The sequence below is a fragment of the Actinoalloteichus caeruleus genome (assembly GCF_049311605.1).
Classification (GTDB): Bacteria; Actinomycetota; Actinomycetes; order Mycobacteriales; family Pseudonocardiaceae; genus Actinoalloteichus_B; species Actinoalloteichus_B caeruleus.
The window spans coordinates 950,476-973,601 of record NZ_CP186005.1 but is presented as its reverse complement, the minus strand read 5'-3'; the positions used below and the strand labels follow the sequence as shown (position 1 = coordinate 973,601).

The following is a 23,126-nucleotide window of genomic DNA, read 5'->3' as shown; positions in this document are numbered from 1 at the left end:
GAGGTCCTCCTCCGCCCCACGCGCCCGTGTGCCGCTCCGGCGTTGTCCGCCGGTGCCGGGCACGGTGGCGACATGTGGGGTCGGGGTGCCCTCTCCGTGCGACCGCGCCGCACGCCGTGTTCCTACGGATGGGACGAGAACCCCTCGGGGCACCAGCACAGCCCCCCGGCCCGGAGTCGGGGGGCTGCTGGGACTGTCAGCGCAGACGATCGGCCTTGACGGCGTCGACCAACGCGGCGAAGGCAGTCCGGGGGAGGAGGAGTGTTCCGCCGTCCCGGTTCTTGGTGTCCCGGATGCCGACGACCACGCTCGCTGCCGTACCGATCTCGACGCAGTTGGCCTGCACGCCGCTGCGCGTGCTCGTCCGCCACGTGGACTTGCCCTGCCCTGGCTGAAACCGACATCGCCCGTTTGACCACCGCGTGGCGACAGTTGCTCGACCAGCACGCACTCGACGCCCGCGGCCAGTGCGCCCGCTGCTCGTGCCGATGGCGGCACAGCGAGTGCACCGTGTGGGAGACGGCCCACCAGCAGCTCATCGGCGACGAGGCATCGTCCGGCGCTGATCGAGCCGGATGACACCGGCTCCGCCTCCTGCCGCGTTGAGGTCTCGGACCGTTTCGTAATTCCAGGGCGCGACCGATGAGGAGGTTGTCACCGATGCAGTAGCTATGGCTGAACTCCAAACCGTTGCCATCGTGGCCCTAGCCCAACTCGGTCTCTACGGTCTGCCGGTACAACAGCTCGTACAGGTGTGCGCCCTTGATGAGGACCGAGGCTTCGACGGGGCGTTCGTTGTCGCTGTAGATGACACGCAACTGCCGGATGACCGGCGTCCCATCAGGGAGGTCCAGCGTCTCGGCTTCCTCCGTCGTCGGGGGGCGTGCCGAAATCCGATCGACGAAGGTCCGCTGAGGAAGGCCGAGGTCGGCGAGGGCATGAGGTGCGCCGCCGCGGATCTTCGCGGCCTTGGCCAGGCTGCTGTTGGCGGCGATCTCGGCGGGATAGTACGACGCGGACAATTCCACGGGCTGCTCGTCGTGAAGGAGGATTCTGGTGCGGACGATCGCGGGAGCGCCCGGTGCCAGTCGCAATCCGTCGGCGATGTCCGCCGGTGGGACGGCGTTGTCGACGTTGAGCAACTGGTAACGGAACCGGCCGGGTTCAGGCTTGATGTAGGCGGAGGCGTCAATGATGAACGGCTGCCGATCGCGGACGTAGACGCCTTTGCCGACACGGCTGTCGAGGAAGCCTTCGTCCTTGAGCGCCTTCAGTGCGCGCTGGATGGTGGCGTTTGCCGCGCCGTACCGCTCGACGAGTTGCGCGGTGGACGGCAGTTGCGTACCTGGGCTCAGCTCGCGGCGCATGATGAGATCGCGCAGTTCCGCTGCGATCTGCTGATGCCGGGGCCGGACGTCATGGGTGCGAGGCAAGTCCGACTCCTGGGGACGCGGTCGGGACGGTCATGGCGTCAGCTCGTATCGCAACCTTCGCCCGTTGGCCACCATCGTCATCACGCTGGCTTCGACGGGCAGATCGTTCCCGGTAACAAGCGCACGGGCGAGCAGCAGCACACATGACGGGTCGTCTAGCTCCAGCATGGCCCGTTCGTCTGGTGTGGCCAGGCGTGCGCTGACGTCTTCGCGGACGCGGCGAGGTGGATGTCCGAGGTCGACCAGGAGAGCGACAGCACCGCCGGGGATCTTGCGGGGCTCGGCCAGCCGGGTGCCCCGAGCGATGTTCGCGGGGTAGTACGAGTCGACAAGTTCGACCGGATGGTCGTTGAACAGCATGAGGCGGCGCCGGACGACCACCGCCTCGCCCTCATGCAGACCCAGCATGTCGGCGACCGTCGCGGAGACGGCCGTCTCGTCAACGCTCAGCAGCTTCTGAGTTCCCGTACCGCCGTGCTCTGCTGCCTCGGCGCCCCAGGCGTTGCCCCTTTGGCCGCTCACGTAGGGCATTGACACGCTCGTCCACGGGCCCGCGCTCGTCATCGCTCGCCCTCCTTGTGCCTCGCGGTGGGAGGTGCTCCACCCGTTGACCTTAGTCGTAAGGCAGCAAGGCGACGCTCCACGCCCGTCCGCCTTGTCACCTTTCAGATATCGCAGTAAGGTTGCTGTAGTGAGAGAACTACAGATCGTCACCGAATCCGTTCAACCTCCAACCATTCCGGCCACTGCGCCATCCGGGCCGGCAAGACAGTTCGCCCGCCAGCGCACATCGTCCGAGTGCCGTTCGGCATGACCGAGGAGGGAGGGCTACATGAAGGCCACTGAAGAGAAGCATGTGGCGAACAGCCAGATCACCATCTCGCAGTCGTTCGGTTTCAGCGCCAGCCACGAGCTGAGGCAGCTACCGGCCAGTCACAAGTGTCGCCGCAACCACGGCCACAACTACACGGTGACCGCTTCGGCGCTCGTGCACGATGACGCCCCCGGAGACCTGTCGCCGCTCGGGGACCATCTGGCCGCGACATTCGACCACCGATTGCTCAACGAACAGGTCACCTTCCATCCGACGAGCGAGCTTCTCGCTACGCACCTTGCCGAGTGGTTCCGGGACAACATGGAATCGGCGATGCCGATCACGCTGGTCGAGATGGTGGTGTCGGAGACCGCGACCACGTCAGCGCGCTGTGACGGCGTCACCGGCGAGGTAACGATCTCGAAGACCTTCAAGACCAGGAACGGCGACGTCGCGCTGGTGCTGGGGGCGGACGGACTCAACGAGGTTGGATTCATCACTGATTTCGGTGATCTAAAGCCGTTCGGGACGTACCTCCAGGCACCTGACGCCGACGCGCTACGTGCTGCTGGCCCTGCATTGGTCGCCCAGCTGGCTGGCTGGTTCGTCGACAACGTCGAGCCCAAGATCCGCGGTTGGCTCGTATCGCTACGGGTCGACTCGGGGACCATCACCGGCCTGTGGGAACGAGGCGATGCCTCATGAACACGCTGACCTTGACTCCCGAACGGGTAGAGGGTTCCGCGATTCTCACGGAGAAGTTCGAGTCGTTCCAGGGCGAAGGCCCCTGGACAGGACAGCGCTGTGTGTTCGTCCGATTCTCCCGCTGCAACCTCCGGTGCGGCTACTGCGACACCCCGGAGAGCTGGGACTGGAGCAGGTACAACCCGGCCGAGGTCAGCAACCGAGTCCCCGTCGCCGAGCTGGTGTCATGGGTGCGCGAGCGCGGCGTCGACATGATGGTGATCACCGGCGGGGAACCGATGTTGCAGCAGCCGGCCATGACCGCCCTCGCCCGCGGCCTGGCCGGCACCCGGGTGCAGGTCGAAACCAACGGCACAGTCGCACCCACAACGGAACTCACCTCCTTGGTCGATCTCTGGGTGGTGAGTCCGAAACTCGCGAACTCCGGCATGACTTACTCCACCCGCATCGAGCCCGACGCCCTCTCGGCGTTGGTCGCGACAGACCGTGCAGTGTTCAAGTTCGTTGTCACCAAGCCGGACCGCGACCTCGACGAGATCGCCCGGCTCGTCGAGGAACACCAACTGGCTCCGGTGTGGGTGATGCCCGAAGGCACCACCCAGGAGAAGGTTCTGGCCGGCATGGACGCGCTCTACGACCGGGCTACTGAACGCGGATGGAACGTCTCCACCCGCCTGCACATCCTGACCGGAGCGCGGTAACACCGAGCCCTGGATCGCGGCGATCGCGGTCACTGTCGCTGCGCCCGACATGTCGTTCCCGCGCCTGGGGGCAATGGCGCTATCAGGAGCCGCCGCCGCTGACGTCCTTGACCCATTCACCACCTCCGGAAGCGAGGCGAAGTCCGTGACCAACACCCTCGACACGCTTACTCCCCGCGAAAGCCAGGACCTGGTGTCGCCGGGCCCGGTCGACACTGAGCGCGTCACCGACCTTGTTGGCCAGCTCCTCGCCGCGATCGGCGAGGACCCCGGACGGGAGGGCCTGTCGGACACTCCGGCCAGGGTCGCCGCTTGGTGGCGCGGGTTCTTCTCCCCGGAGCCATCGGCCGCCCCGACCTGCTTCCCCGAGCAACACCTGGTTGGCCAACTGGTCGTGATCGGCGGCATGAGCACTTGGTCGCTGTGTGAGCACCACCTGCTGCCCATGAACCTGGACGTGGCCATCGGTTACGTACCAGACGGCGAAGTAATGGGCCTGTCGAAGTTCGGTCGAATCGCACAGCAGTGCGCGGGCCGCCTTCAGGTGCAGGAGCGCTTCACCCGGCAGGTAGCCGACGAGATCGCCGTCGTGATCGGCAGTACCGACGTGGCCGTCGCGGTCTGCGGCACGCACCTGTGCATGAGCGCGCGGGGAGTACGGATGGAGGCAGCTCGTACCACCACACTGCAGGCCCGCGGCCGATTCGAGAGCGATCCTGTGCTCTCCCAACAATTCCTCACCCTCGCCACCGACAGGTGGAGGGCCGCCTGATGGCCAAGAGCATCGCCTTCTCCGCGATCGCCCCACCCGACTACCTGAACGACTTCGTCGCCCAGGAACCCGCCAGCGTCCACCACGTGGCAGCCCACCGTGTTCTGACCGACGCCGCCTACCGCGCGTTCTTCCACCGCGAGGCCCAGCGGGGTGCAGAGATCATTGTCGACAACGGGGTCTTCGATCTCGGCCACGCCCTGCCGGCCGCCGACCTGATCGCGGCGGCCCGCATAGTCGATGCCCGCGAGATCATCCTCCCGGACGTCATGCGCGACGGGCTCGCCACCATCAAAGCCAGCGACGAAGCCGCCCGCGAACTCCTCGACCTCAGCGACGAATTCCGCCTGTGCGTCGTGCTGCACGCGGTCGACGATCAAGAGTGGCTGCGCTGCTACGATTACTTCGCTTCCAGCGACTACGTCGGAGCGATCGCGCTACCGGCCTCCCGGCGCCCCGCGCCCGAAGACCAGCTCTGCCGCACCCGCTGGGCGGCCACCCGGTACCTGGAAGACCACGGCCTGATCGAAAACAGCATTGTTTATCGGCTGCTCGGGCTCGGCCGCACCGGGCACTTGGAACTCGTCGAACAACGCGAGCACGTATGGATCGCCTCGGTCGACGGCGCCGCCCCGGTCATCCTCGGCGCGATGGGCATCGAGATGCTGCCCGACGGCCCCTACGAGAAACCCCCAACCCCTAGAATCGAGAATCTAGGTCGGATCCCCGAAGAGCGGTTCGACTTGATCCGACGGAACATCGCCGTCGTGCGTGAAGCGGCGGGTAGTAGCGTGCGGATCCCGGAGGCAGCCTGATGAGCTTCCTCGCCAACACAGTCCCGACCACGGGAACCAGCTCGGCGTTGCAGACGTCCCCCATCGCGGTGGACGGGCACACGATGGCCCCGGACCGCCTTCTGCGCTACCTACAGATCAAGGTCCACCACCTCATCCAGGACCACGATTGGGACAACGTCCACGTCATCGGCGGCTACGACCGCGAGGCCGTTATTTCCACGCGCGAGAAGACCGGCAAGCTGTTCAACTTCGAGCGCCCCACCGCCGAGGTCCACGGCCGTGACCTCATCGTCAAGGCATTCCCCGGTGCCGACTACGTCCACCACTACGCGCTGATCATCGCCACGTACCTGTCCATGACTGGAAAACCGACCGATACGGTCACCTACGAGTTGCCCGACCCGACGTTGTCTCGCGAGGCGGTGGCGAAGCTCGACCTCGAACTTGATGGGGACCTCGTGATCGTCGGCTGGGGCCTGGCGCACCTCGCCCCTACCGACGGAGCGTGGACATACGGGCACGGCTATGCCTGGCAACGCGCGCAGATCCACGGCCGACGAGTGGTCTACCTCGGGTTCCTCCACAGCATCTGGGGCGACGTCGCCGGACGCGTGGTCACGCGCCTGGCCGAGATCGGTGCCCGCGACGTCGTCTACGTCGGCAAAGTCGGTGCGCTGAACCCCGACATCGAGCCCAACACGTGGCTGGCCACCGGAAACACAAGCCTCGTAGGCGGCAGCCTCGTCACGTGGCCCGACTTCTTCGGTGACTTCGCCACCGCTGAACCAGGCGTGCACACCGGCATCCACGTCACCTCACCCTCGACCCTGCTGGAGAACAGGGACTGGTTGAGCGAGCACGCCGAGCACGCCTTCGTCGATCCCGAGATCGGCCCCATGGGAGTCGCAGCACGCGATGCCGGGATCGATTTCGGCTACCTGCATGTCATTTCCAACAACCTCGCTCGCCACTACCCTGCGGACTTGTCCAACGAGCGTCACAGCGACGTTGTCCGGCGGCGCACCATCCTCATTAGCCAAGTTCAGGACATCGTCGCCAACCGACTGGCCGCCCGGCCGATCTGAACCCCTTGGAGCGCACCACATGACGAACGCAGCACCACTTTTCAACCCTGCGCGCGGGCGCGAGATCACGGTCGTCGGTATCGACGGCGCGGGCAAGTCCACCCTCGCCACCCGCCTACACCAAGCGCTCAACGAGGCCGGCCACGAAACGATCCTGATCGGCAAGCACAGCACCGAAGTCCCGATGGACGCTGAGTTGTCGGCCTACGTCAATCAGCTCAACGCGCTGGTCTATCGCCGCGACGCGCGCGTCGCCCAGGCATGCGGCGATCACTACTGGCTGCTGGCGCTGGCCGCCTGGTACACCCTCCAGGACAAACTCGTCATCCAGCCCGCTCTCGCCGCCGGAACCCACGTGATCCTCGACAACGCCCACCACAAGATCCTCGCTCGCTACGCGGTGAATCCCGACGTCTCCACCAGCCTGGCCGAGCAGGTCTTCGCCCACCTCACCGAACCCGACTTGGTGTTCTTCCTACGCATCAGCGCCCGCGACGCGCTCGCCCGCAAAGGCGAATTCAGCTCCTTGGAAACTGGCCACTCCGGCGGCGCGGACGATGACTTCATCCGCTACCAGGACACCGTCCTCACTAAGCTGCGCGAGCACGAGCAGCGCGGCGGATGGCTGTCGATGGACGTGACCGACATGGATCGCGACGCGGTCTTCAGGACCGCTGCCGACGCGCTCGCCGACCGCCTCCAGCTCGCCATCTGACCCCCACCCGCAGCTACCACGAGGAACGCACCATGCCAGCGACCCGACCAACCGACGGCGAGTACGTGTGCCACGGCATCACCTGGGCGCAAGGAGATTCCCGGCTGTTGCTGGCCCCGTTGCCCGACGGGCCGCTGGTCTACGCCGAGTTTTTGAACCAGCGACTCGGCTTTGGGGTCGGTACTGGCCGGTGGTGCACCGGGCGGTACCGGTTCGCCGACACGGTGCGCGTCGAGGCCCTCGCCTGCCCAGACCGCGCGCCGACCGAGCAGAGCGACCAGTGCGCCCGGTGCCTGCGCCAGGACGAGTTCCGCTTCGCCCACCAGTTCCACCAGGACGGCAACGTTCCCAAGGCCCTGCGCCAGTACATGGACCAACCACACTGGCTCTACCTCGCCACCTTCGCTGACGGCGCCACCAAGATCGGCACCGCAGCCGAACCACGCAAGCAATCCCGCCTCGACGAACAAGGCGCCCTGATCGCCACCTACCTCACCAAAAGTCCCGACGGCCGCGCCGTACGCCACCTCGAAGACGCCATCACCCGTGGTCTGCAGATGCCCCAGACCATCCGGGCCTTAACCAAGCTCAAGGCGCTGGCCAACCTGACCGACCTGACCACCGCGCGCGCAACCCACGACCGGCACGTCTCCCGCGCCGCTGACGCGCTCACCGCGATGAACATTCCGGCAATGCTGGAGAAGTGGACTCCTCCTGCCGAAGGCGACCGAATGCGCGTCGCCAACGGTGTACGGATGCTGTATCCACACGATCTGCGCGGTGGTGAGCACGGCTTCACCGTCGTCTCGTGCGTCGGCACCCAGGTGCTGGCCGTCCTGGACGGTGACGACGAGGTGGACTATGTGCTCGACCTCGGCACCCTCAAGGGTCGCCGAATCACGCTCGGCCCGTTCACCTCGCCCGCCGTCGCCTTTCAGAACTCCCTCTTCTAACTGCCCCCGGCTGACTCGTCGCGTCCGTCCACCACGAGCCTGGCCTGCGCCCCTGAAGCGAGGTACCCGCGATGGCACCCCTGGACGCCCTTCTCGGCTGGGACGAGGACACCACCGCAGAGGCGTACGCCGCCTTCACCCATGCCTTCCCCATGTATTCGGCCACCAGCCGGGACCTTGCCCACCGCGCCGATCTCACCGACAGCCGACTGGTGGTCGACCTCTGCGGCGGAGCCGGCGCGACCGCGGAGGCCATCCTCGAACTCGTCCCGATCGACGCCCAGGTCATCTCCCTGGACAATGCCGCTGCCATGCAGCGCGTTGGCCGACGCACCTTGGTCCACCCGCGCCTGACCTGGGTCACCGCACCAGCCGAAGACCTGGCCGACCACATTCCCGGCACGGCGGACGCCGTGGTGTGCAACTCCGCGATCTGGAAGACCGACGTGCCACATGTGTTCGCCGCCGTCCACCAGGTCCTACGGCCCGGCGGCCGGTTCGTGTTCAACGTCGGAGGCGGCTTTGCCGGCGTCCGCCACCCCGACGAGACCAACGTGCGCACCGGACCCTCCCTGAACACCTTGATCCGTCAGGTCGCGGCCCGTGTCTACGGCTACGCCCCGCCTTCAGCCGCCGAGCCAGCTCCGAAGCTGCCGCTGGACACGATCGCCGACCACCTGTCGGCCGCCGGACTGACCGTGCTCGACACCGAAGTCGTCACCCAGCGCAGCACGATGGCCGAGAAGAAGGCGTGGTTGTCGATTCCGGTCTTCGCTCGCCCCGAGGGGGACTTCACCCACGCTCAGCGGATGGACATCCTCGACAAGGCGTACTCGCTGACCACGCCCGACACACCTACCGTGACGAGCTGGCTCGTGGTGGTCGCACAGCGACCAGGGAACTACGTTGACCGCCCCGCCGCCGACCAGTAGCCACGGCAGCGGGACCAAGTACTGCGACCACGCGGCCGTCGGCGTGCTCATCTCGTCACCGAACGGGCTGCTGGTCTTCGAACGCGCGAGGCCCCGTGGGGATCGCGCCAGTCGCTGGTCATGTCGACCAGCACGGAGGCCTCGAGCAAGCCGCCCGCATCGAGGTCGCCGAGGAAGTCGGCCTGACCGTCACCTCACTTTGACGTGCTCTTGACCGCATGCGGCCTAACCACCGCCGGCCAACCGTCGACCACGTGGGCCATCCGTGGTGGATCTATCCGGCCCAGACCTCTGGACCGACCCGACCGTCTGCTCAAGAGGTGCGTGCCCCACGATGGCTGCACCAAGACCAGCTCCAGCAGCACGCGCACCGCACCGCACCGCAGCCTACGCCGAAGGGCAGCTGAGCGAGGAACAGTTCACCGCGAAGCCCGGCTTGGAGCCGGTGTGGGTTCGATTCCTTCACGACTCCAACTGGTCACGCTGCCCGAGAACATCCTGAGTCTGATCGACAAGGCCCCCTGATCGTGCACCGGCGACGGGTCTCAGCGCGCCCCCACCACGTTCCCCGCTGCCAATCGGCGTACGTACGCGCGAATACGTTCACGGTCCTCGGGGAACACGCTGTCCCACGTCTCGTCCAGATCGACCCACCTCGATGGCTGCCCAGTCTCCCCGCCGAGCGGCACGTCGCGGTCGACGACGGCGACGTAGGACAGGCTCAGCGTCGGCGCCCAGTCGGCGTGGAAGGAGCGGACAGCCACCGCGGCCGGCACAGGCAGCAGTTCGCCCGCTACGCCGGCCTCCTCCACGAGTTCACGGGCTGCGGCTGCCCGCGGCGTCTCGCCCGGTTCGACCTTGCCGCCAGGCGGCACCCATCCGCGCACGCGGTGCCGTACGAGCAGGACGTGGCTGTACGTCGGGTCTGTGACCCAGACCTCGGCCGCGAGCGGCTCCATCAGCGTCTGGTGGGTGCGGAGCCAGGCCTGGGCGTCATCGAACTCCATCGCGGCAAGGTGAGCGTCGGCGACCGCCGCTTCCACGGTCAACTGGTCAATCACCTGGCACAGCCTAAGCCTACGTCGCAGTCGCCACAGAGAGTGCAGGGTGCACGCCGGCCGTGTCTGAGCCAGCTGATGAACGCCCTGAAGGCGAATGCCACCCAATGATGGAATCTCATTCAACCTGCTGGTTGGGGACTGCCTCCGCGCAACGACTGGTCGGCCTGCGGCGTGTCGGGGTCGCGGTGCGGATGAGGGATCGCGGCGTGGTGAGCCTGACAGCAACGTTCTCCTGAACCGGTCAGATCGAGAGCTGGTAGACGGCACGGTCCTTGCCGGGTCCCTTGAAGTTGGCGATGACGGGGACCCCGTTGACGATGCGATCGCCGCCGGCGTTGGAGAAGCCCATCGATTCCCACGTGGCCTGTGCGGCCGTGTTCTCGGGTTCGGAGGTGAGGTAGATCCGTGTGCAGTTCCAGGCGGTTGCCTGGTCGCGGACGTGGCCGATCAGGGACTGGGCGATGCCGGCTCGGCGGTGGCCGGGATGGGTCATGACGTCCTGGATGTAGACCTCACTCGGGGCGTCCTGGCTGCGAAAAGCGATGACCGCTCCGACGAGTTCATCGTTGATGAGGGCGGTGGGGCATGTGGAGGAGAACAGGGTGGCGTAGAGCCAGTAGTCGGAGGCAGTGCGCGCCCTGACGTAGGGCGCCCCGCGGTCCATGAGCGCGAGGATCTGTGGGATGAGGTCTACGCGCAGCGGCGTGATCTTCATGGTGCTCCTGGTGTCGTATCGCTTCCGCCACGTGAACACCGTTGTTCCTCTGCGTGCCTGGCAAGGCACTTCTCGACTGAGCCAAGGCCGACGGATCGAGAGTCGCAGTCACGACACTAGCCGTCGCGACCCCACAAGCCGACCCGATGCAGGGGACGTTCTCACGGATGGGTGGCCGGGAGACAGAGCTGCGCGCGGAGTCGGGGGCTGCTGGGACTGTCAGCGAAGACGATCAGCCTTGACGGCATCGACCAACGCCGAGAAGGCGGGCCGGTCGACGACGAGGGTGCCACCCGCGCGGTTCTTGGTGTCACGGATGCCAACGACGTCAGGCGCGCTGCCGATCTCCACACAGTTCACGTTCGGGTCGCTGCGGCTCGACTTCCGCCACGTGGTGAACATAATTTCTCCTCTGCGTGCCTGGCACTGCACTTCTCGACGACCACAGCCGAGGCCGACAGATCGAGACTCGCAGTCACGACACTAGCCGTCGCGACCCCACAAGCCGACCTGATGCAGGAGACATTCTCACGGATGGAGTAAAACCCCTCGGAACACAACACAGCCCCGGCACGGAGTCGGGGGCTGGTAAGGGCTGTCAGCGCAGGCGGTCCGCCTTGACGGCGTCGACCAAGGCCGCGAAGGCGGACGGGTCGACAAGGAGGGTTCCGCCGTCGCGGTTCTTGGTATCCCGGATGCCGACCAGGTCAGGCGTTGACCCCACCTCGACACAGGCTGTCTGCTGGCCGGACCGCCTCGACTTCTGCCAATTGCTGATCATGGCTGCTCCTCTGCTGCGTGTCGGGCTGCGTACTCCCGCACCATCCCCAGTGAGGCGGCGGGGTCGGCGCACGCAGAGATCAGGTTATCCGTCGCAGCGACGTAGGCCGCCACGTCGCCCTCCGCAAGGACGAAGACCGCAGCACGGTAGTGCTCAAGGTGCACGACGCGGCGGCCGTTGCGCGGGGTGATCAAGACCCATCCGCCGTTCTGCGCGATGGTCAGCCCAGCCGTGTAGGGCAGAACGTGCACGGCGGCCCGACCTGCCTCGGCTACCTCCGCTATGTGCGTCAGCTGCTCAGCCATGATTGCGGGTCCCGCCGGCCGCGCGAGAACGCTTTCGTCGAGGACGAACGTGCAGCGCGCGGTCTCCAACACACGTTGTCGGGCTAGCCGGATCTGTACCCAGGACTCGGCCTGGGACGGCGGCGTGAGCGTGGCGCGCATCACTGCTTCCGCGTAACCGCGCGTTTGCAACAGTCCGGGGAGATGCGATAGGCGACGACCCGCCACGACACCGAGGTGCTCGCCGGGCCGTCCACCACGACCGGCGGGCCGCTCGCCATCCCCAGAACCCGCCTTCGGACCGGAACGGGTGAGCGCGAGGGGCGTCGTGCCGGCAGTGCGATGCCCGGCGCGGACGCGGCGACCGCACCCCGTCCCCCGCTCGCCGGGTGCGAGTTCCGGCAACGCGGCCTGGTCTCTTAACGAATACGCGCCACACGCAGTGGTTCCGCGCGCCCGATCCGACGACACGACCGCAGCACTGCCCACCCAAGCGACCAGGACGAGGCGAGCATGGCGCGACGCCCGGTAGGCAACATCCCCCTTTCCAGCGGATATTCGCCTGTTCAGGGGAAGATTTCCCGCCTGGTGGGCGCCGTGGCGCGACCACTGTTCCGAGTCCACGCCCACTGGAAGACTGCGGGCGTGACCGGCGCCAAGCTGATGTGGCGGGACCGCCCCGTCGACCTGCTCCTGGTCGCGTCCGCGGTGTGTAGGGGGACGCGCCCCACCGGCTGACGTCCACCGCCCGACTCGTCGATCGGGCGTCCGGGTTCCTCATCCCACCCACGCCGGGTGGTCCACCCCGGACCGCGCCTCCTCCCGTTCCCGAGGTCAGCACCAGGGTTCGTCGGTTGCCGCGCGGACAGCGCGGCCGGTGTGTCGCGTCTGCCTCGCGCCCCGTCCACGCCCAGCCCCAGGAGTACCGCCATGTCCGCTCCGACCACCACGACAGCCGCCGCGCCCTCCCCGACCAATGCGGCGGGCACCAGCGCGAACCGGCCGCATCCGTCCCCCACCGACCCCGCCACCACCCGGGTCATCGACGCCACCAGCCCAGACGCCACCGACCCCGACGCCACCAGCCCGAACGGCACCGGCACGGCCGACCCGGCCGCCACACCACCCGCACCCGGCGAGGTCGACGTCCACGAGGCGTTGGACGTCCCGGCGTTCCGGCGACTCCTGCGCCCGGACCGCCTCCGGTGGTCGGCGGGGGAACTCCGCGACCTCACCCGCTCGACGGCCCTCGACCTGGCCGCCCCACTGCTGCGCCTCGCCAGGTACGTGCCGGCCCAACGCTGGTGGGCGCGGCTCGCGCTGACCGAGGGCGTGGAGGTGTGGCTGCTGACCTGGATGCCGGGCCAGGGCACCGAACCCCACGACCACGGCGGGGCGGCGGGCTCCTTCACCGTGCTCGCCGGGGAGGTGCGGGAGGACTACCGGTACCCGAGGGGGCCGGTACGGGCCGCGACCCGCCGTGTCGGGGACGCCCTCGGCTTCGGGGCCGGGCGCGCGCACCAGGTGCGCAACACGGGCGCCCGTGACGCGGTCACCGTCCACGCCTACTCACCGCCGCTCGTCCCCACCCGCGAGTACCGGAGCCTGGCCGACATCCCCGACCGGATCGCGGCCCTCCCCGCGCCGGCACGACGGTCGACGGCCTCGGAGGAGCCGAGCCGCTCCCCCGGCGTCCTCGCGCCCGCGCCCCTCCGCGCCCATGCCAACGTGCTCGGGAAATGAGCCGGCGATGAGCGTCGAGGAGTTCCTGAAGGCGGCCCGGGCCGGGCTGGACCGGTTGGAACCGGCGCGGGTCGAGCGCCTGCGCACGGGAGGCGGGTTGCTGGTGGACATCCGGCCGATGGCCAACCGCCGGGCGGAGGGCGAGATCCCGGGGGCCGTCGTGGTGGAACGCATCGTGCTGGAGTGGCGGCTGGACCCCGAGGGCCAGCACCGGCTCCCCGGGGTGGTGGCCGACCGCCCGGTCGTCGTCTTCTGCAACGAGGGCTACGCCTCCAGCCTCGCCGCCCGCGACCTGCGGACGCTGGGGCTGCGGGCTGCCACCGACATGGTGGGCGGCTTCCGCGCGTGGAAGGCCACCGGCCTGCCCGTGGTGCCCGGCGGTTCCCCAGCCGTGCCGTGACACCCCGCGCCGCGCGCCCGACCGGGGCGTGCGGCGCGCACGCGGGACTCGGTCGGCCCCTCCGCGCGTGCCCCCGGGCCCCGCGCGGAGCCACCGGAGCCCTGGGACGGCGGGCCGGTGGCGTCCTCGGCGAACCGCCCGCCGTGGTCGTACCGCGCTCGGGAACCGTCCTCGGCGCACCACCTCCGGCCGGTTGGCCGGTTCAGGGCCGGAAGACCGGGTTCGGGAGCACCGTGAACGTGGCGCCATCCCAGTAGTCGCAGTCGTCGGCCTCGACCGCCAGGGTGATCCGGAACCCGGCGGAGACGTCGACGGTCACCTCGGACAGCACTCCCGGGACGACCTTCGTCCGTTCGACCGGCCCGTCATCCACCTGGGTCAACAGGGTGCGGCTGGTGTTGGGCGAACTGTCCGAGAGGGCCACCTCGGTGTGGAACTCCCCCACGTCCGCCGGGATGTTGTAGGTGATCGCGGCCTCGCACGGTCCGCTCTGCACCAGCGCGTCCGGGTACTCCTGCCGCAGCACCGTCGCGGACCCGATGTCGAAGTCGTACCCGCCGTCCACTGCGGTCTGGTCCACCAACCGGATCTCGCCCACCGCCGCGACCGCCGTGTTCCGGCCCTGCTCGTCTCCGGCCGCGTCCGTTCCCCCGGCACCGGTGTCCGTGACCGCCGGTGGGTCGGGGGCGGCCGTCTCGGTGACCGTGACGGTGGCCGCCTCGTTCCCCCCGACCTCCCGACCGGCGAAGTACGCCGTGAACACCCCGGCCACCGCCGTGATCAGCGTGGTGACGATCGCGCCGACGAGTCCGATCCTGGCCACCCGGACCTTCGGGTCGTGCTGGCCTCCGCCTCCGCCAGCACCCGGCGGAGGCGCGGGATATCCGCCGGAAGTGCCGCCTCCCCCCGGAGGTCCTCCCCTCCCGGGGCCACCCGGAACCACCATCGCGAATCCCCCAGTGCCTACGGTGTGACCGACAGTTCACCCTCTGGCACTGTATCCAGCTTGTGGTCCGCACCACAGGGATTCCGCCAGTCCCCCTGCTCCGCCCCGCGCGCGGCCACCCCACGACCTGCCGGTTCCGCGACGAGGTCGTGGCTTCCCGGGCCTGCCGGAGAACCCGTGACCATCGAGCTCGTGTGTGTGCGACGGCTCGACCGTCACCCCCGGTCGGCGCGGCGGCGCGCGTCCCCGGGGGTCGGGGGCGTCCGGGCGGTCGCGCTCCCCGGCCCAGGAGTAGGGCGAAAACGCACCACCGGGGCGGCGGGCCCGGCTAGCGTGCCGGTCCTGTGAGACCGTTCACCGCGCTGCGCCGCCCAGGGGTCCTGCTGGCCGTCCTCGTTCCCCTGGCGCTGCTGCCGATGACCCTGGCCGACGGGGTGCTCGCCGTCCTGCTGGCCTGGTCCGGCGCGCTGCTGGGCCTGTTGGGGGTCTCCCTCGCGCTCCAGCTGGGCATGTTGCTCGGGGCGTCGCTCGGCGGCGGGCGGGTGACCCGCGTCGGTGTCGGCGTCGGCCGGCTGGTCCGGGAGTGGAGCACGCCGCGCCGGGTGGTCGCGGTGCGGGCCGTCCCCGTCTCGCTGTCGGTCTCGATCAGCCCGGACCGGCTCCCGGTGCGCCTCCGGTTGTGGGCGACGGGTCTGTGCTCCGCCCTGGCCGGAGCGACGGCCGCCGCCCTCCCGCTGCTCGGTGTGCCCGATCCGTTGTGGACCGGGGCTCTCCTCGGCGGGGTGGCGCGGATCGTCCACGCGCTGCTCCCCCGCGACACGGCCGGCAGCACCTCCACCGGGTGGCTGCTGTTCCGCCTGCCCCGGGTCTCCGGTGCCCGGCTCGCCGAGATGGAGGCGGCCCCGCTCGCCCGCGAGGTCACCGAGGCGGTGCTGGCCGGTCAGCTGACCGAGGCCGCCGCGGCCGCCGACCGGCTGGCGCGGGCGCGGCCGGGGACCTGGTCGACCTCCGCCTGCCAGGTCAGCGTCCTGGAGGCCACCGGCCGGTACGCCAAGGCGGTGGCGGTGACGATGGGCATGGTCCAGCGCGGTGGGGACGACCCCCGCCGGATGTCCTTCGCCCTGGCCGGGCTGGCCGGCCTCGCGGTGTCCGCGGTGGAGGTCGGCCAGGTGGAACCGGACACCGGGCTGCCGGTGGCGCGCAGGGCCATGTCGGACGCCGTGCGGCTCGGCTACCCGGAACACCGGCTGAACGGGACCCGTGCCGCGCTCGCCCTGCTCGACGGGGACGTGGCGGCCTCGGCGCGGCTCGCCGCGCTGGCCGCCGACCAGAGCCAGGGCCCGTTGTCCCGCGCGGACGACCTGGCCACCCTCGCCCGGGCCCGGATGGCGGCCGGCGACAACGCGGGAGCCCGGGAAGCGCTCGGCCGGGCCGAGGAGCTCGCCGCCTGGTGGCCCCGGGTCGCGGCCGTGCGGGAACGCCTCGACGTGGGGGCGGTCCGCTGAGGGCGGCCGCGCCCCCGGAAGGGCGGTGAACCCGCGAGCCGACCGCGCGCTGGGCCGCCGCGTGCTGGGCCGCGCCGCGCGTCGGGACGTCAGCCGGCCAGCACCACCAGGCCCAGTTCGGCCGGTTCGGTGAGCAGCCCGTGGCGGGGCAGGACCCGGACCGTGTAGCCGGTGGCCCCGGCGTGCGGCAACACCACCTCGCCCCGGAAGGAACCGTCCTCCGTCCTGCGCATGTCGGCGGTGACCACCTCGTGCAGCTCGCCGTCCTCGTCCACCCGACCCACGACGGCCTGCACCATGACGTCCTCGTCGGTCAGCCCGGCCAGCTCGACGCGGCTGGTCACCGTCACCTCGGCCCCCAGCAGCGGCACGGACTCGCCGTCGTAGGACAGGTCGCTGTCCAGCACCCGCACCTCCGGCCACGCGGCCTCCACGCGGGAGCGGAACCCCGCCACCTCCCGGGCACCCCGGTAGTCGTCGGCCGACATGGTGCCCGCCGACCGGGCCGCCGGCAGGTAGCAGCCCTCGACGTACTCGCGCACCATCCGGCTGGCCTGCACCCTGGGCCCCAGCGTGGTCAGGGTGTGGCGCACCATCGACATCCACCGCGTCGGCACGCCGTCCTCCCGCCGCTCGTAGAACAACGGGGTCACCTCGTCGGTGAGCAAGCGGTAGAGCGCGGAGGCCTCCAGGTCGTCCCGCCGTCGGGGGTCGGTGACCCCGTCGGCGGTGGGGATGGACCAGCCGTTGCGACCGTCCTGGAACTCGTCCCACCACCCGTCCCGCACGGACAGGTTCAGGCCGCCGTTGAGCGCCGCCTTCATCCCGGACGTGCCGCAGGCCTCCAGCGGGCGCAGCGGGTTGTTCAACCACACGTCGCAGCCCCAGTAGAGGTACCGGGCGAGGGACATGTCGTAGCCGGGCAGGAAGACGATCCGGTGCCGCACCTCGGGGTCGTCGGCGAAGCGCACCACCTGTTGGATCAGTGCCTTGCCGCCCTCGTCGGCGGGGTGGGACTTGCCGGCCACCACGAGCTGCACCGGCCGGTCCGGGTCGAGCAGGATGGACCGCAGCCGGTCCGGGTCGCGCAGCATCAGCGTCAGCCGCTTGTAGGTGGGGACGCGGCGGGCGAAGCCGATGGTGAGGACGTCCGGGTCGAACACCGACTCGGTCCAGTCCAGTTCCAGTTCGGACGCTCCCCGGTGCAGCCAGGCGTCCCGCAGCCTCCGCCGCACCTCGGCGACGAGCCGTTCCCGCAGGGTGCAGCGGATCTCCCACAGCAACGCGTCGGTGATCGGTTCGACCCCGCGCAGCCTGCTGGCGTGTTCCAACGCCGAGTCGGCGTCCCCGAAGAGCCGGTTGATCTCCCGGGCCGACCAGGTCGGGCCGTGCACACCGTTGGTGACGGAGGTGATCGGCACCTCCTCGGCGTCGAACCCGGGCCACCGCCCCCGGAACATGTCCCGCAGGACCCGGCCGTGGAGCTGGGACACCCCGTTGGCCCGCTGCGCGAGCCGCAGCCCCATGTTGGCCATGTTGAACATGTTCGGGTTGTCCTCGGCGCCCAGCGCGAGGACCCGCCGGGTGCTGACACCGGGCAGCAGGTCGTGGTCGCCGCCGTCGCCGAAGTAGTGGCGGACCATGTCGACCCGGTACCGGTCGATGCCGGCCGGGACGGGGGTGTGGGTGGTGAAGACCGTTCCGGCGCGGACGGCGGCAAGGGTCTGGTCGAAGTCCAGACCCTCCTGTTCGGTGAGTTCCCGGATGCGTTCCAGGCCGAGGAAACCGGCGTGCCCCTCGTTGGTGTGGAACACCTCGGGTTGGGGGTGGCCGGTGAGCTGGCAGTAGGCGCGAACCGCCCGCATCCCGCCGATCCCGGCCAGGATCTCCTGCTGGATGCGGTGGTCCTGGTCGCCCCCGTAGAGCCGGTCGGTGATGCCGCGCAGCTCCGGCTCGTTCTCGGGCAGGTCGGTGTCCAGCAGCAGCAGCGGCACCCGCCCGACCCTCGCCTGCCAGATCCGCGCGCGCAGCACGCGGCCCCGGGGCATCGCCACCCGCACCAGGACGGGAGCGCCCTCGGCGTCGGTGAGCTGTTCGAGGGGCAGCGCGCGGGGGTCGATCAGCGGGTAGTGCTCGACCTGCCACCCGTCCGGCGACAGCGACTGGCGGAAGTAGCCGGACCGGTAGAGCAGGCCCACGGCCACCAGGGGGACGCCCAGGTCGGAGCAGGCCTTCAGGTGGTCGCCGGCGAGCACGCCGAGCCCACCGGAGTAGTTCGGCAGCGCCTCGGTGACGCCGAACTCCATCGAGAAGTAGGCGACGGCGGCCGGCAGGTCACCCAGCTCCTCCTGGCGGCGCTGGTACCAGCGCTGCTCGGTGAGGTACCGGCGCAGGTCGTCGTCGAGGGCGCGGGTCTGGGAGAGGAAGTTCTCGTCGCGGGCCAACTGCTCCAGGCGTTCCGCCCGCACCTCGCCGAGCAGCCGCAGCGGGTCGCCCTTCACCGTCGCCCAGGCCCGGGGGGAGATCGAGGCGAACAGGTCCTGGGTCGGCGGGTGCCAGGTCCAGCGCAGGTTCGTGGCCAGGGTGCCCAGGGCGCGCAGGGGCTCGGGCAGGTGAGCTCGGACGGTGAAGCGACGCACAGCTTTCACGAATGCGGACCCTATCTGTCCGGTAGCGGACGTGGTGGTGACGCGGGAGTGACGGGCGCCGCCTTTCCCGCGCTGGTGTGGCGACCCGGGTGGAGCGCGGCCCGGGGTGGGCGGTCGGCGCGCTGGTGCGGCGGGGCGGCGCCTGCCACGACGTCGCGACCGTCCACCCGGCGCACCATCCGCCCCAGGCGCCCGTTCCGTCTCACCCGCTGCCTACCAGATGGGCAGAGTGCCACCACCGGGTTCACCCGTCCGACGCGCTGCCCCCCTTTCGTGTTCTCGGGGAGTGATCGGCGGCCGGGTGGGTACGGGGTTCCGCCGCACCCGGCGCGGCGGACGCGGCGCCGCCGGCGGAGGCCGGCGTCTCCCCCTGCGTGGGCGCGGTGGATGCGCTCGCGGGCCCCCAGCGCGGGGTGACGGTCGGCGACCAGCCCTTCCAGCACGACGTTTGCGGGTGACCCACCCGGGGGTAGTCGCGGATTCGAGTAGCCATCGCCGCCTGACGGGGTGACGATGTCTTACCTAGAGCGACCGCACGGTCACCGGAACTCACTGGGGAGGTCGGGCATGGGTCTACGTTTCTACGTGATCAGCGCTGCGGCGCTCATCACCTCCGCGGTCGTGGGAATCCTGCTGGGGGCGGTGGTGACCACGCTGCACTCGGACGTGACCCGCATCGAGACGTCCGTGATCACCCCGGCCGCCGACCACGACGTCCCCAGTCAGGAGAACGCCCCGGAGCCCCGACTGGCCACCGTGCCGGAACGCTGACCCGCCCCCGGCCGCACCGCCGCCCGCCCCGGCGTCCGCCGACCAGCCGCCCGCCCCAGGGCACTGGGCTCCCCCGTTCCCGCGTCGCCGTGCTCCCGCGCTGGCCCACCCGGTGCCACCGGTGGGCCGCGATCGCCCACCACCCCGGCTGACCCGAACACGCGCTGCCGCCGCACCGACCGCGACCACAGGCCTCGACCCACTCCCGCGTCGCCGAGCCCCCGGTTCCCGGCTCCGACACGGTGCCGTTTCCGGGCGCCGGCCTCCCGATCGTGAAACCGAGGCGTGCGGTCCTCCGCCGACCGCGAGCGGGCGCACGACGGAGCCAGCGGAGTGGGCCACGAGTCGGGGCGTGCGTGCTCCCGAATCCACCGCCCCCCTCCCCGAGCCCCCGCCCTCTCCGCGCTCGATGGCGCTGGCCGACCCGAAGCCTCCGGAGGACGACGGTCGGGTCACCGGAAACCCTCGGACGCCCCGAATTTCCCCGGACCGAATTCTCGCCGAGGCCTGGTGGATAACCTGTGGGAAATTCAGGGAAAGGCATTTTCGACAATGTTGACGGCACACGGGATAACCTTCTCCTACAACGGGAGGAAATCGACCCTGACCGATGTGAGCATTCACGTGCGCTCCGGACGAACCATTCTTCTTGGGCCGAACGGCGCAGGGAAGACGACGTTGTTGAACGTCCTCGCGGGCAACGTGAGCGCACGTGCGGGCAGTGTCGCGCTGTCCGTCGGCGACGGTGTTCCACCGGTCCAGCCCCGCGACCGCGCCCGGTACGCCCGCGCGGTGGGGTGGTTGCCGCAACGGGCCACCCCGGTGCGGGGCCTCCGCGTGCGCGAACAGGTCGCCTACTCGGGCTGGCTGAAGGGCATGTCCAGGACCACCGCCTGGGAGGCGGCGCTGCCCGCGCTGGACCAGGTGGGGATGGCCGCGCACGCCCAGGACAGGGCCAACCGGCTCTCCGGCGGGCAGCTCCGCCGGGTCACCCTCGCCCAGTGCCTGGTGCACGGGTCCCGGGTGCTGCTCCTGGACGAACCGACCGCCGGGCTCGACCCGCGAGAACGGGACCGGTTCGCCGAGATCCTCCTCGGGTTGCCCGCCGAGGTCGCGGTCGTCGTGTCCACCCACGATGTCGTCGACCTCGTGGAAGTCGTCGGCCAGGTGGTGGTGCTGAACGGGGGTCGGGTCGTGTTCACCGGATCTCCGGCCGAGTTCCTCGACCACGGCGACCCGTCGCTGCCGGCATCCCGCCAGGCGGCCTCCGCCTATTCGGCGCTGGTCGAGGAGCGGACCCATGCCTAGGACCCCGGTGCTCTGGCGCGGCTCGCTGTTCCCGCTGGTCGCCCCGGCCCTCGCGCTCTTCTCCTGGCTCTGGGTCAACTCCCAGCTGGCGACCGAGGACCGGTACTGGGCGGCTGGCTCGGCCACCGCCACCTCGGCCGCCTTCCTCCTCGGCCCGCTGACCGCCGCGCTCGCGGCCCGCGAGGTGGGGCGGGTCCGAGATGCCAGCGCGGTGTTCGGGCGTCCGGTCCGGACCCCGGCCCGGGTCGTGGTGGACGCCGTCGCGCCCGCCACCGCCGCGGGCCTGGTCGGGGTGCTCGCCGCCTACCTGACCGCCTCCTGGCACCTGCTGGGAGTTCCCGGCGGGCCCGACGGACGGTTCGTCCTGCTCGCCGTGCTGGTGGTCGTCGCGCACACGGCCGTCGGCGCCGCGTTCGGTTGGTGGTCGCGGCCCCTCATCGCCATCCCCTCCTGCTTCATCCTGCTGTACTGCTGGATGGCGCTCCCGATCGGCGTGGAGCCGATGTGGCTCCGCCACCTCACGGGTTTCACCGACTGGGGGCTCGCCGTCTACCTGGAGGTGGATCCCGCCGGGGTGTGGGCTCCGATCCTCGTCAACGGTGGCGTCCTCGTCGCGTTCGCCCTCGCCCTCGCCTGCTCCGCCCCCGACCGGAGCCCGAGGTCCACCGCCACGGGTGCCGTCCTCTGCGCGGCTGTCCTCGTTCCCGCCCTCGCGGGCGGGATCTCCACCGCGAGGCACCTCGGCCCGGACCCGGTCGTTCTCCGGGCGGCTCCCGACGAGTGCTTCGACGGTCCCGTCACCCTCTGCGTCTACCCCGAGGACCTCGACAGGGTCGAGGAGATCCGGGCGGGCGTGGATCTCGCCGTGGCCGAGCTGACCTCGCGGGGTTTCCCGGCACCCACCCGCGCGATCCACGGCGTGGGTGCCGACGACGAGGAGACCTGGACGTTCACCATGAACGCCTTCTCGTCCCCGGAGAGCCTGGCCAGTTCGATCGTCGCCGCTCAGGTCCCCTCCATGCCGGAAGGCTGCGGCGGCATGGGCACGTACCTCACCTACTACCTGGCCCTGGACTGGCTGACCACCGCTGAGGACGAGTTCGACGATCCGGAGCTGAACGAGCACTGGGCGGCGCTGCACCGGCTCCCCGAGGAGGACCAGCTCGCGTGGTTCCACGGTGCCCGGGACGCGGTGGCCGCCTGCGGGTCCCACCTGGACGCGCTCGGGCCGGAGGTGTCGTGAGGTTCTGGGCGACCAACCGGGCCCTGCCCGTCGTCACCGGGATGTGGTTGGTGACGCTCGTCCTCGTGGCGCCCTTCGGGTCCACCCTCGTCCCCACGCCCAACGTCCTGGGCGGCATCGCCCTCGCGCTCCCGGCGGCGGTCCTGATCCCCCTGCTCTGCTCGGGGTCCGTCGCCTACCTGCTGTCGAGGGCACCCCGGGACTGGGAGGCGAACGCGGTGCGTCCGGTTCGGGTGTACGACAGCGCCTTCCTGGTGGCGCTCGGCGGCCTGTACGGGGTTCTGTGCCTGGCCCTCCACGTCACGGACCTCCAACCGACGGCGGTGATCGCCGCCCGCAACGCCCTCGGGTTCACCGGGCTGGCCCTGCTGGTGTCCCGGTTCTCCACCGCCGTCTCGGCGGCCACGGTGCCCACCCTGTACGCGGTGGCCGCCATGGTGTTGGGCGACCGGGGGCGGTCCTGGTGGGCGTGGCCGGTGTCCGACGTGTTCTCGGTGCGGGCGCTGGGCCTGGCGGTGCTGGTGTTCGTCCTCGGGGTGGTGGCGCACGCCTGGCTCCCCGGTTGGCTCCGGCGCCGCCAGGTCGCCCGCTGACCAGCCCGCCAGCGCGGGGGCGCACGCGGTCCGACGCGTGCGCCCCCGCCGGGTGGCACGACCCCGGTGGACCGCCACCGCGCATGCCCGGGGCGCGGGTCGAACGCCAGGTGCCCCGGGGCCGGAGGCCGTGGAGACCCGCACACCCGCGTGGCACGAGTCGCTGACCGACCGCCGCGAGGGGAGCCCAGGAGGCGGGTGGGCCGGCCGGGGCACCCGCC

The 23,126-nt window shown here is 70.2% G+C and carries 25 protein-coding genes; 15 read left to right on the top strand and 10 right to left on the bottom strand.

Annotated features, from left to right (window positions below; all coding sequences use genetic code 11):
* Positions 1–196: 196 nt before the first annotated feature.
* From ACOJVX_RS04385 to ACOJVX_RS04375, 3 genes are all read right to left on the bottom strand, one after another.
* A complete protein-coding gene (locus ACOJVX_RS04385; protein ID WP_418155904.1) occupies positions 197–451 on the bottom strand; it encodes a DUF397 domain-containing protein in 255 nt (84 codons plus the stop codon).
* Positions 452–704: 253 nt separating this feature from the next.
* Positions 705–1,433, bottom strand: coding sequence for a GntR family transcriptional regulator (locus tag ACOJVX_RS04380; protein WP_418155903.1), 729 nt, complete (start codon positions 1,431–1,433; stop codon positions 705–707).
* Between the two features lie 30 nt (positions 1,434–1,463).
* Positions 1,464–1,964, bottom strand: coding sequence for a GntR family transcriptional regulator (locus ACOJVX_RS04375; RefSeq protein WP_418155905.1), 501 nt, complete (start codon positions 1,962–1,964; stop codon positions 1,464–1,466).
* A gap of 301 nt (positions 1,965–2,265) precedes the next feature.
* Between ACOJVX_RS04375 and ACOJVX_RS04370 the strand changes: the two genes are divergently transcribed.
* From ACOJVX_RS04370 to ACOJVX_RS04335, 8 genes are all read left to right on the top strand, one after another.
* Positions 2,266–2,952: a 6-carboxytetrahydropterin synthase gene (locus tag ACOJVX_RS04370; protein ID WP_418155902.1), complete on the top strand. Its 687-nt coding sequence runs from the start codon at positions 2,266–2,268 to the stop codon at positions 2,950–2,952.
* Positions 2,949–3,653, top strand: a complete 705-nt coding sequence (locus tag ACOJVX_RS04365) for a 7-carboxy-7-deazaguanine synthase QueE (protein WP_418155901.1) — start codon at positions 2,949–2,951, stop codon at positions 3,651–3,653. Before ACOJVX_RS04370 ends, ACOJVX_RS04365 begins: the two co-directional genes overlap by 4 nt.
* A 145-nt stretch (positions 3,654–3,798) precedes the next feature.
* Positions 3,799–4,425 (top strand): GTP cyclohydrolase I, encoded by a 627-nt coding sequence (gene folE / locus ACOJVX_RS04360; protein WP_418155900.1) that lies wholly within the window; start codon positions 3,799–3,801, stop codon positions 4,423–4,425.
* The gene (locus tag ACOJVX_RS04355) at positions 4,425–5,240 is read left to right on the top strand and encodes a hypothetical protein (protein WP_422647272.1); all 816 of its coding nucleotides are present in this window, start codon (positions 4,425–4,427) and stop codon (positions 5,238–5,240) included. Before folE ends, ACOJVX_RS04355 begins: the two co-directional genes overlap by 1 nt.
* On the top strand, positions 5,240–6,307 hold the full coding sequence (locus tag ACOJVX_RS04350) for a hypothetical protein (RefSeq protein ID WP_418155898.1): 1,068 nt from the start codon (positions 5,240–5,242) through the stop codon (positions 6,305–6,307). Before ACOJVX_RS04355 ends, ACOJVX_RS04350 begins: the two co-directional genes overlap by 1 nt.
* 19 nt (positions 6,308–6,326) lie before the next feature.
* Positions 6,327–7,022, top strand: a complete 696-nt coding sequence (locus tag ACOJVX_RS04345; RefSeq protein ID WP_418155897.1) for a dTMP kinase — start codon at positions 6,327–6,329, stop codon at positions 7,020–7,022.
* A gap of 32 nt (positions 7,023–7,054) precedes the next feature.
* The gene (locus ACOJVX_RS04340) at positions 7,055–7,975 is read left to right on the top strand and encodes a DUF2797 domain-containing protein (protein WP_418155896.1); all 921 of its coding nucleotides are present in this window, start codon (positions 7,055–7,057) and stop codon (positions 7,973–7,975) included.
* A gap of 71 nt (positions 7,976–8,046) precedes the next feature.
* Entirely contained in the window at positions 8,047–8,907 is an 861-nt protein-coding gene (locus ACOJVX_RS04335; protein ID WP_418155894.1) for a class I SAM-dependent methyltransferase, read from the top strand.
* 545 nt (positions 8,908–9,452) lie between these two features.
* Here ACOJVX_RS04335 and ACOJVX_RS04330 read toward each other — a convergent pair.
* The 5 genes from ACOJVX_RS04330 to ACOJVX_RS04310 form a co-directional block, all read right to left on the bottom strand.
* Complete coding sequence (locus ACOJVX_RS04330; RefSeq protein WP_418155893.1) at positions 9,453–9,968, bottom strand: NUDIX domain-containing protein; 516 nt, start codon at positions 9,966–9,968, stop codon at positions 9,453–9,455.
* A 241-nt stretch (positions 9,969–10,209) separates the two neighbouring features.
* Complete coding sequence (locus tag ACOJVX_RS04325) at positions 10,210–10,683, bottom strand: GNAT family N-acetyltransferase (protein WP_026065829.1); 474 nt, start codon at positions 10,681–10,683, stop codon at positions 10,210–10,212.
* Positions 10,684–10,902: 219 nt separating this feature from the next.
* The gene (locus tag ACOJVX_RS04320) at positions 10,903–11,085 is read right to left on the bottom strand and encodes a DUF397 domain-containing protein (protein ID WP_418155892.1); all 183 of its coding nucleotides are present in this window, start codon (positions 11,083–11,085) and stop codon (positions 10,903–10,905) included.
* A 196-nt stretch (positions 11,086–11,281) separates the two neighbouring features.
* Positions 11,282–11,464 (bottom strand): DUF397 domain-containing protein, encoded by a 183-nt coding sequence (locus tag ACOJVX_RS04315; RefSeq protein ID WP_418155891.1) that lies wholly within the window; start codon positions 11,462–11,464, stop codon positions 11,282–11,284.
* Positions 11,461–11,976, bottom strand: a complete 516-nt coding sequence (locus ACOJVX_RS04310) for a DUF5753 domain-containing protein (protein ID WP_418155890.1) — start codon at positions 11,974–11,976, stop codon at positions 11,461–11,463. Before ACOJVX_RS04310 ends, ACOJVX_RS04315 begins: the two co-directional genes overlap by 4 nt.
* Positions 11,977–12,678: 702 nt before the next feature.
* On the opposite strand from ACOJVX_RS04310, the gene ACOJVX_RS04305 reads away from it, so the two are divergent.
* Together ACOJVX_RS04305 and ACOJVX_RS04300 are read left to right on the top strand one after the other, a co-directional pair.
* Entirely contained in the window at positions 12,679–13,491 is an 813-nt protein-coding gene (locus ACOJVX_RS04305) for a cysteine dioxygenase (protein WP_422647271.1), read from the top strand.
* Positions 13,492–13,498: 7 nt separating this feature from the next.
* Positions 13,499–13,891: a rhodanese-like domain-containing protein gene (locus ACOJVX_RS04300; protein WP_030104052.1), complete on the top strand. Its 393-nt coding sequence runs from the start codon at positions 13,499–13,501 to the stop codon at positions 13,889–13,891.
* A gap of 202 nt (positions 13,892–14,093) precedes the next feature.
* On the opposite strand, the gene ACOJVX_RS04295 is transcribed toward ACOJVX_RS04300, so the two are convergent.
* Positions 14,094–14,714: a hypothetical protein gene (locus ACOJVX_RS04295; RefSeq protein ID WP_016700191.1), complete on the bottom strand. Its 621-nt coding sequence runs from the start codon at positions 14,712–14,714 to the stop codon at positions 14,094–14,096.
* A 467-nt stretch (positions 14,715–15,181) separates the two neighbouring features.
* Here ACOJVX_RS04295 and ACOJVX_RS04290 point away from each other — a divergent pair, with 467 nt between their 5' ends.
* The gene (locus ACOJVX_RS04290) at positions 15,182–16,342 is read left to right on the top strand and encodes a hypothetical protein (protein WP_016700192.1); all 1,161 of its coding nucleotides are present in this window, start codon (positions 15,182–15,184) and stop codon (positions 16,340–16,342) included.
* 89 nt (positions 16,343–16,431) lie between these two features.
* Here the strand turns inward: ACOJVX_RS04290 and glgP are convergent, their stop codons facing one another.
* Positions 16,432–18,990, bottom strand: coding sequence for an alpha-glucan family phosphorylase (gene glgP / locus ACOJVX_RS04285; protein ID WP_026066244.1), 2,559 nt, complete (start codon positions 18,988–18,990; stop codon positions 16,432–16,434).
* A gap of 567 nt (positions 18,991–19,557) precedes the next feature.
* Between glgP and ACOJVX_RS04280 the strand changes: the two genes are divergently transcribed.
* The 4 genes from ACOJVX_RS04280 to ACOJVX_RS04265 all read left to right on the top strand — a co-directional run bounded on the left by ACOJVX_RS04280 (position 19,558) and on the right by ACOJVX_RS04265 (position 22,905).
* The gene (locus ACOJVX_RS04280) at positions 19,558–19,761 is read left to right on the top strand and encodes a hypothetical protein (RefSeq protein ID WP_026417182.1); all 204 of its coding nucleotides are present in this window, start codon (positions 19,558–19,560) and stop codon (positions 19,759–19,761) included.
* A gap of 552 nt (positions 19,762–20,313) precedes the next feature.
* Complete coding sequence (locus tag ACOJVX_RS04275) at positions 20,314–21,069, top strand: ATP-binding cassette domain-containing protein (protein WP_418155064.1); 756 nt, start codon at positions 20,314–20,316, stop codon at positions 21,067–21,069.
* The gene (locus tag ACOJVX_RS04270) at positions 21,062–22,312 is read left to right on the top strand and encodes a DUF7224 domain-containing protein (RefSeq protein WP_422647270.1); all 1,251 of its coding nucleotides are present in this window, start codon (positions 21,062–21,064) and stop codon (positions 22,310–22,312) included. The genes ACOJVX_RS04275 and ACOJVX_RS04270 overlap by 8 nt, the downstream gene beginning before the upstream one ends.
* Complete coding sequence (locus ACOJVX_RS04265; RefSeq protein WP_422647269.1) at positions 22,309–22,905, top strand: hypothetical protein; 597 nt, start codon at positions 22,309–22,311, stop codon at positions 22,903–22,905. The genes ACOJVX_RS04270 and ACOJVX_RS04265 overlap by 4 nt, the downstream gene beginning before the upstream one ends.
* Positions 22,906–23,126 lie beyond the last annotated feature (221 nt).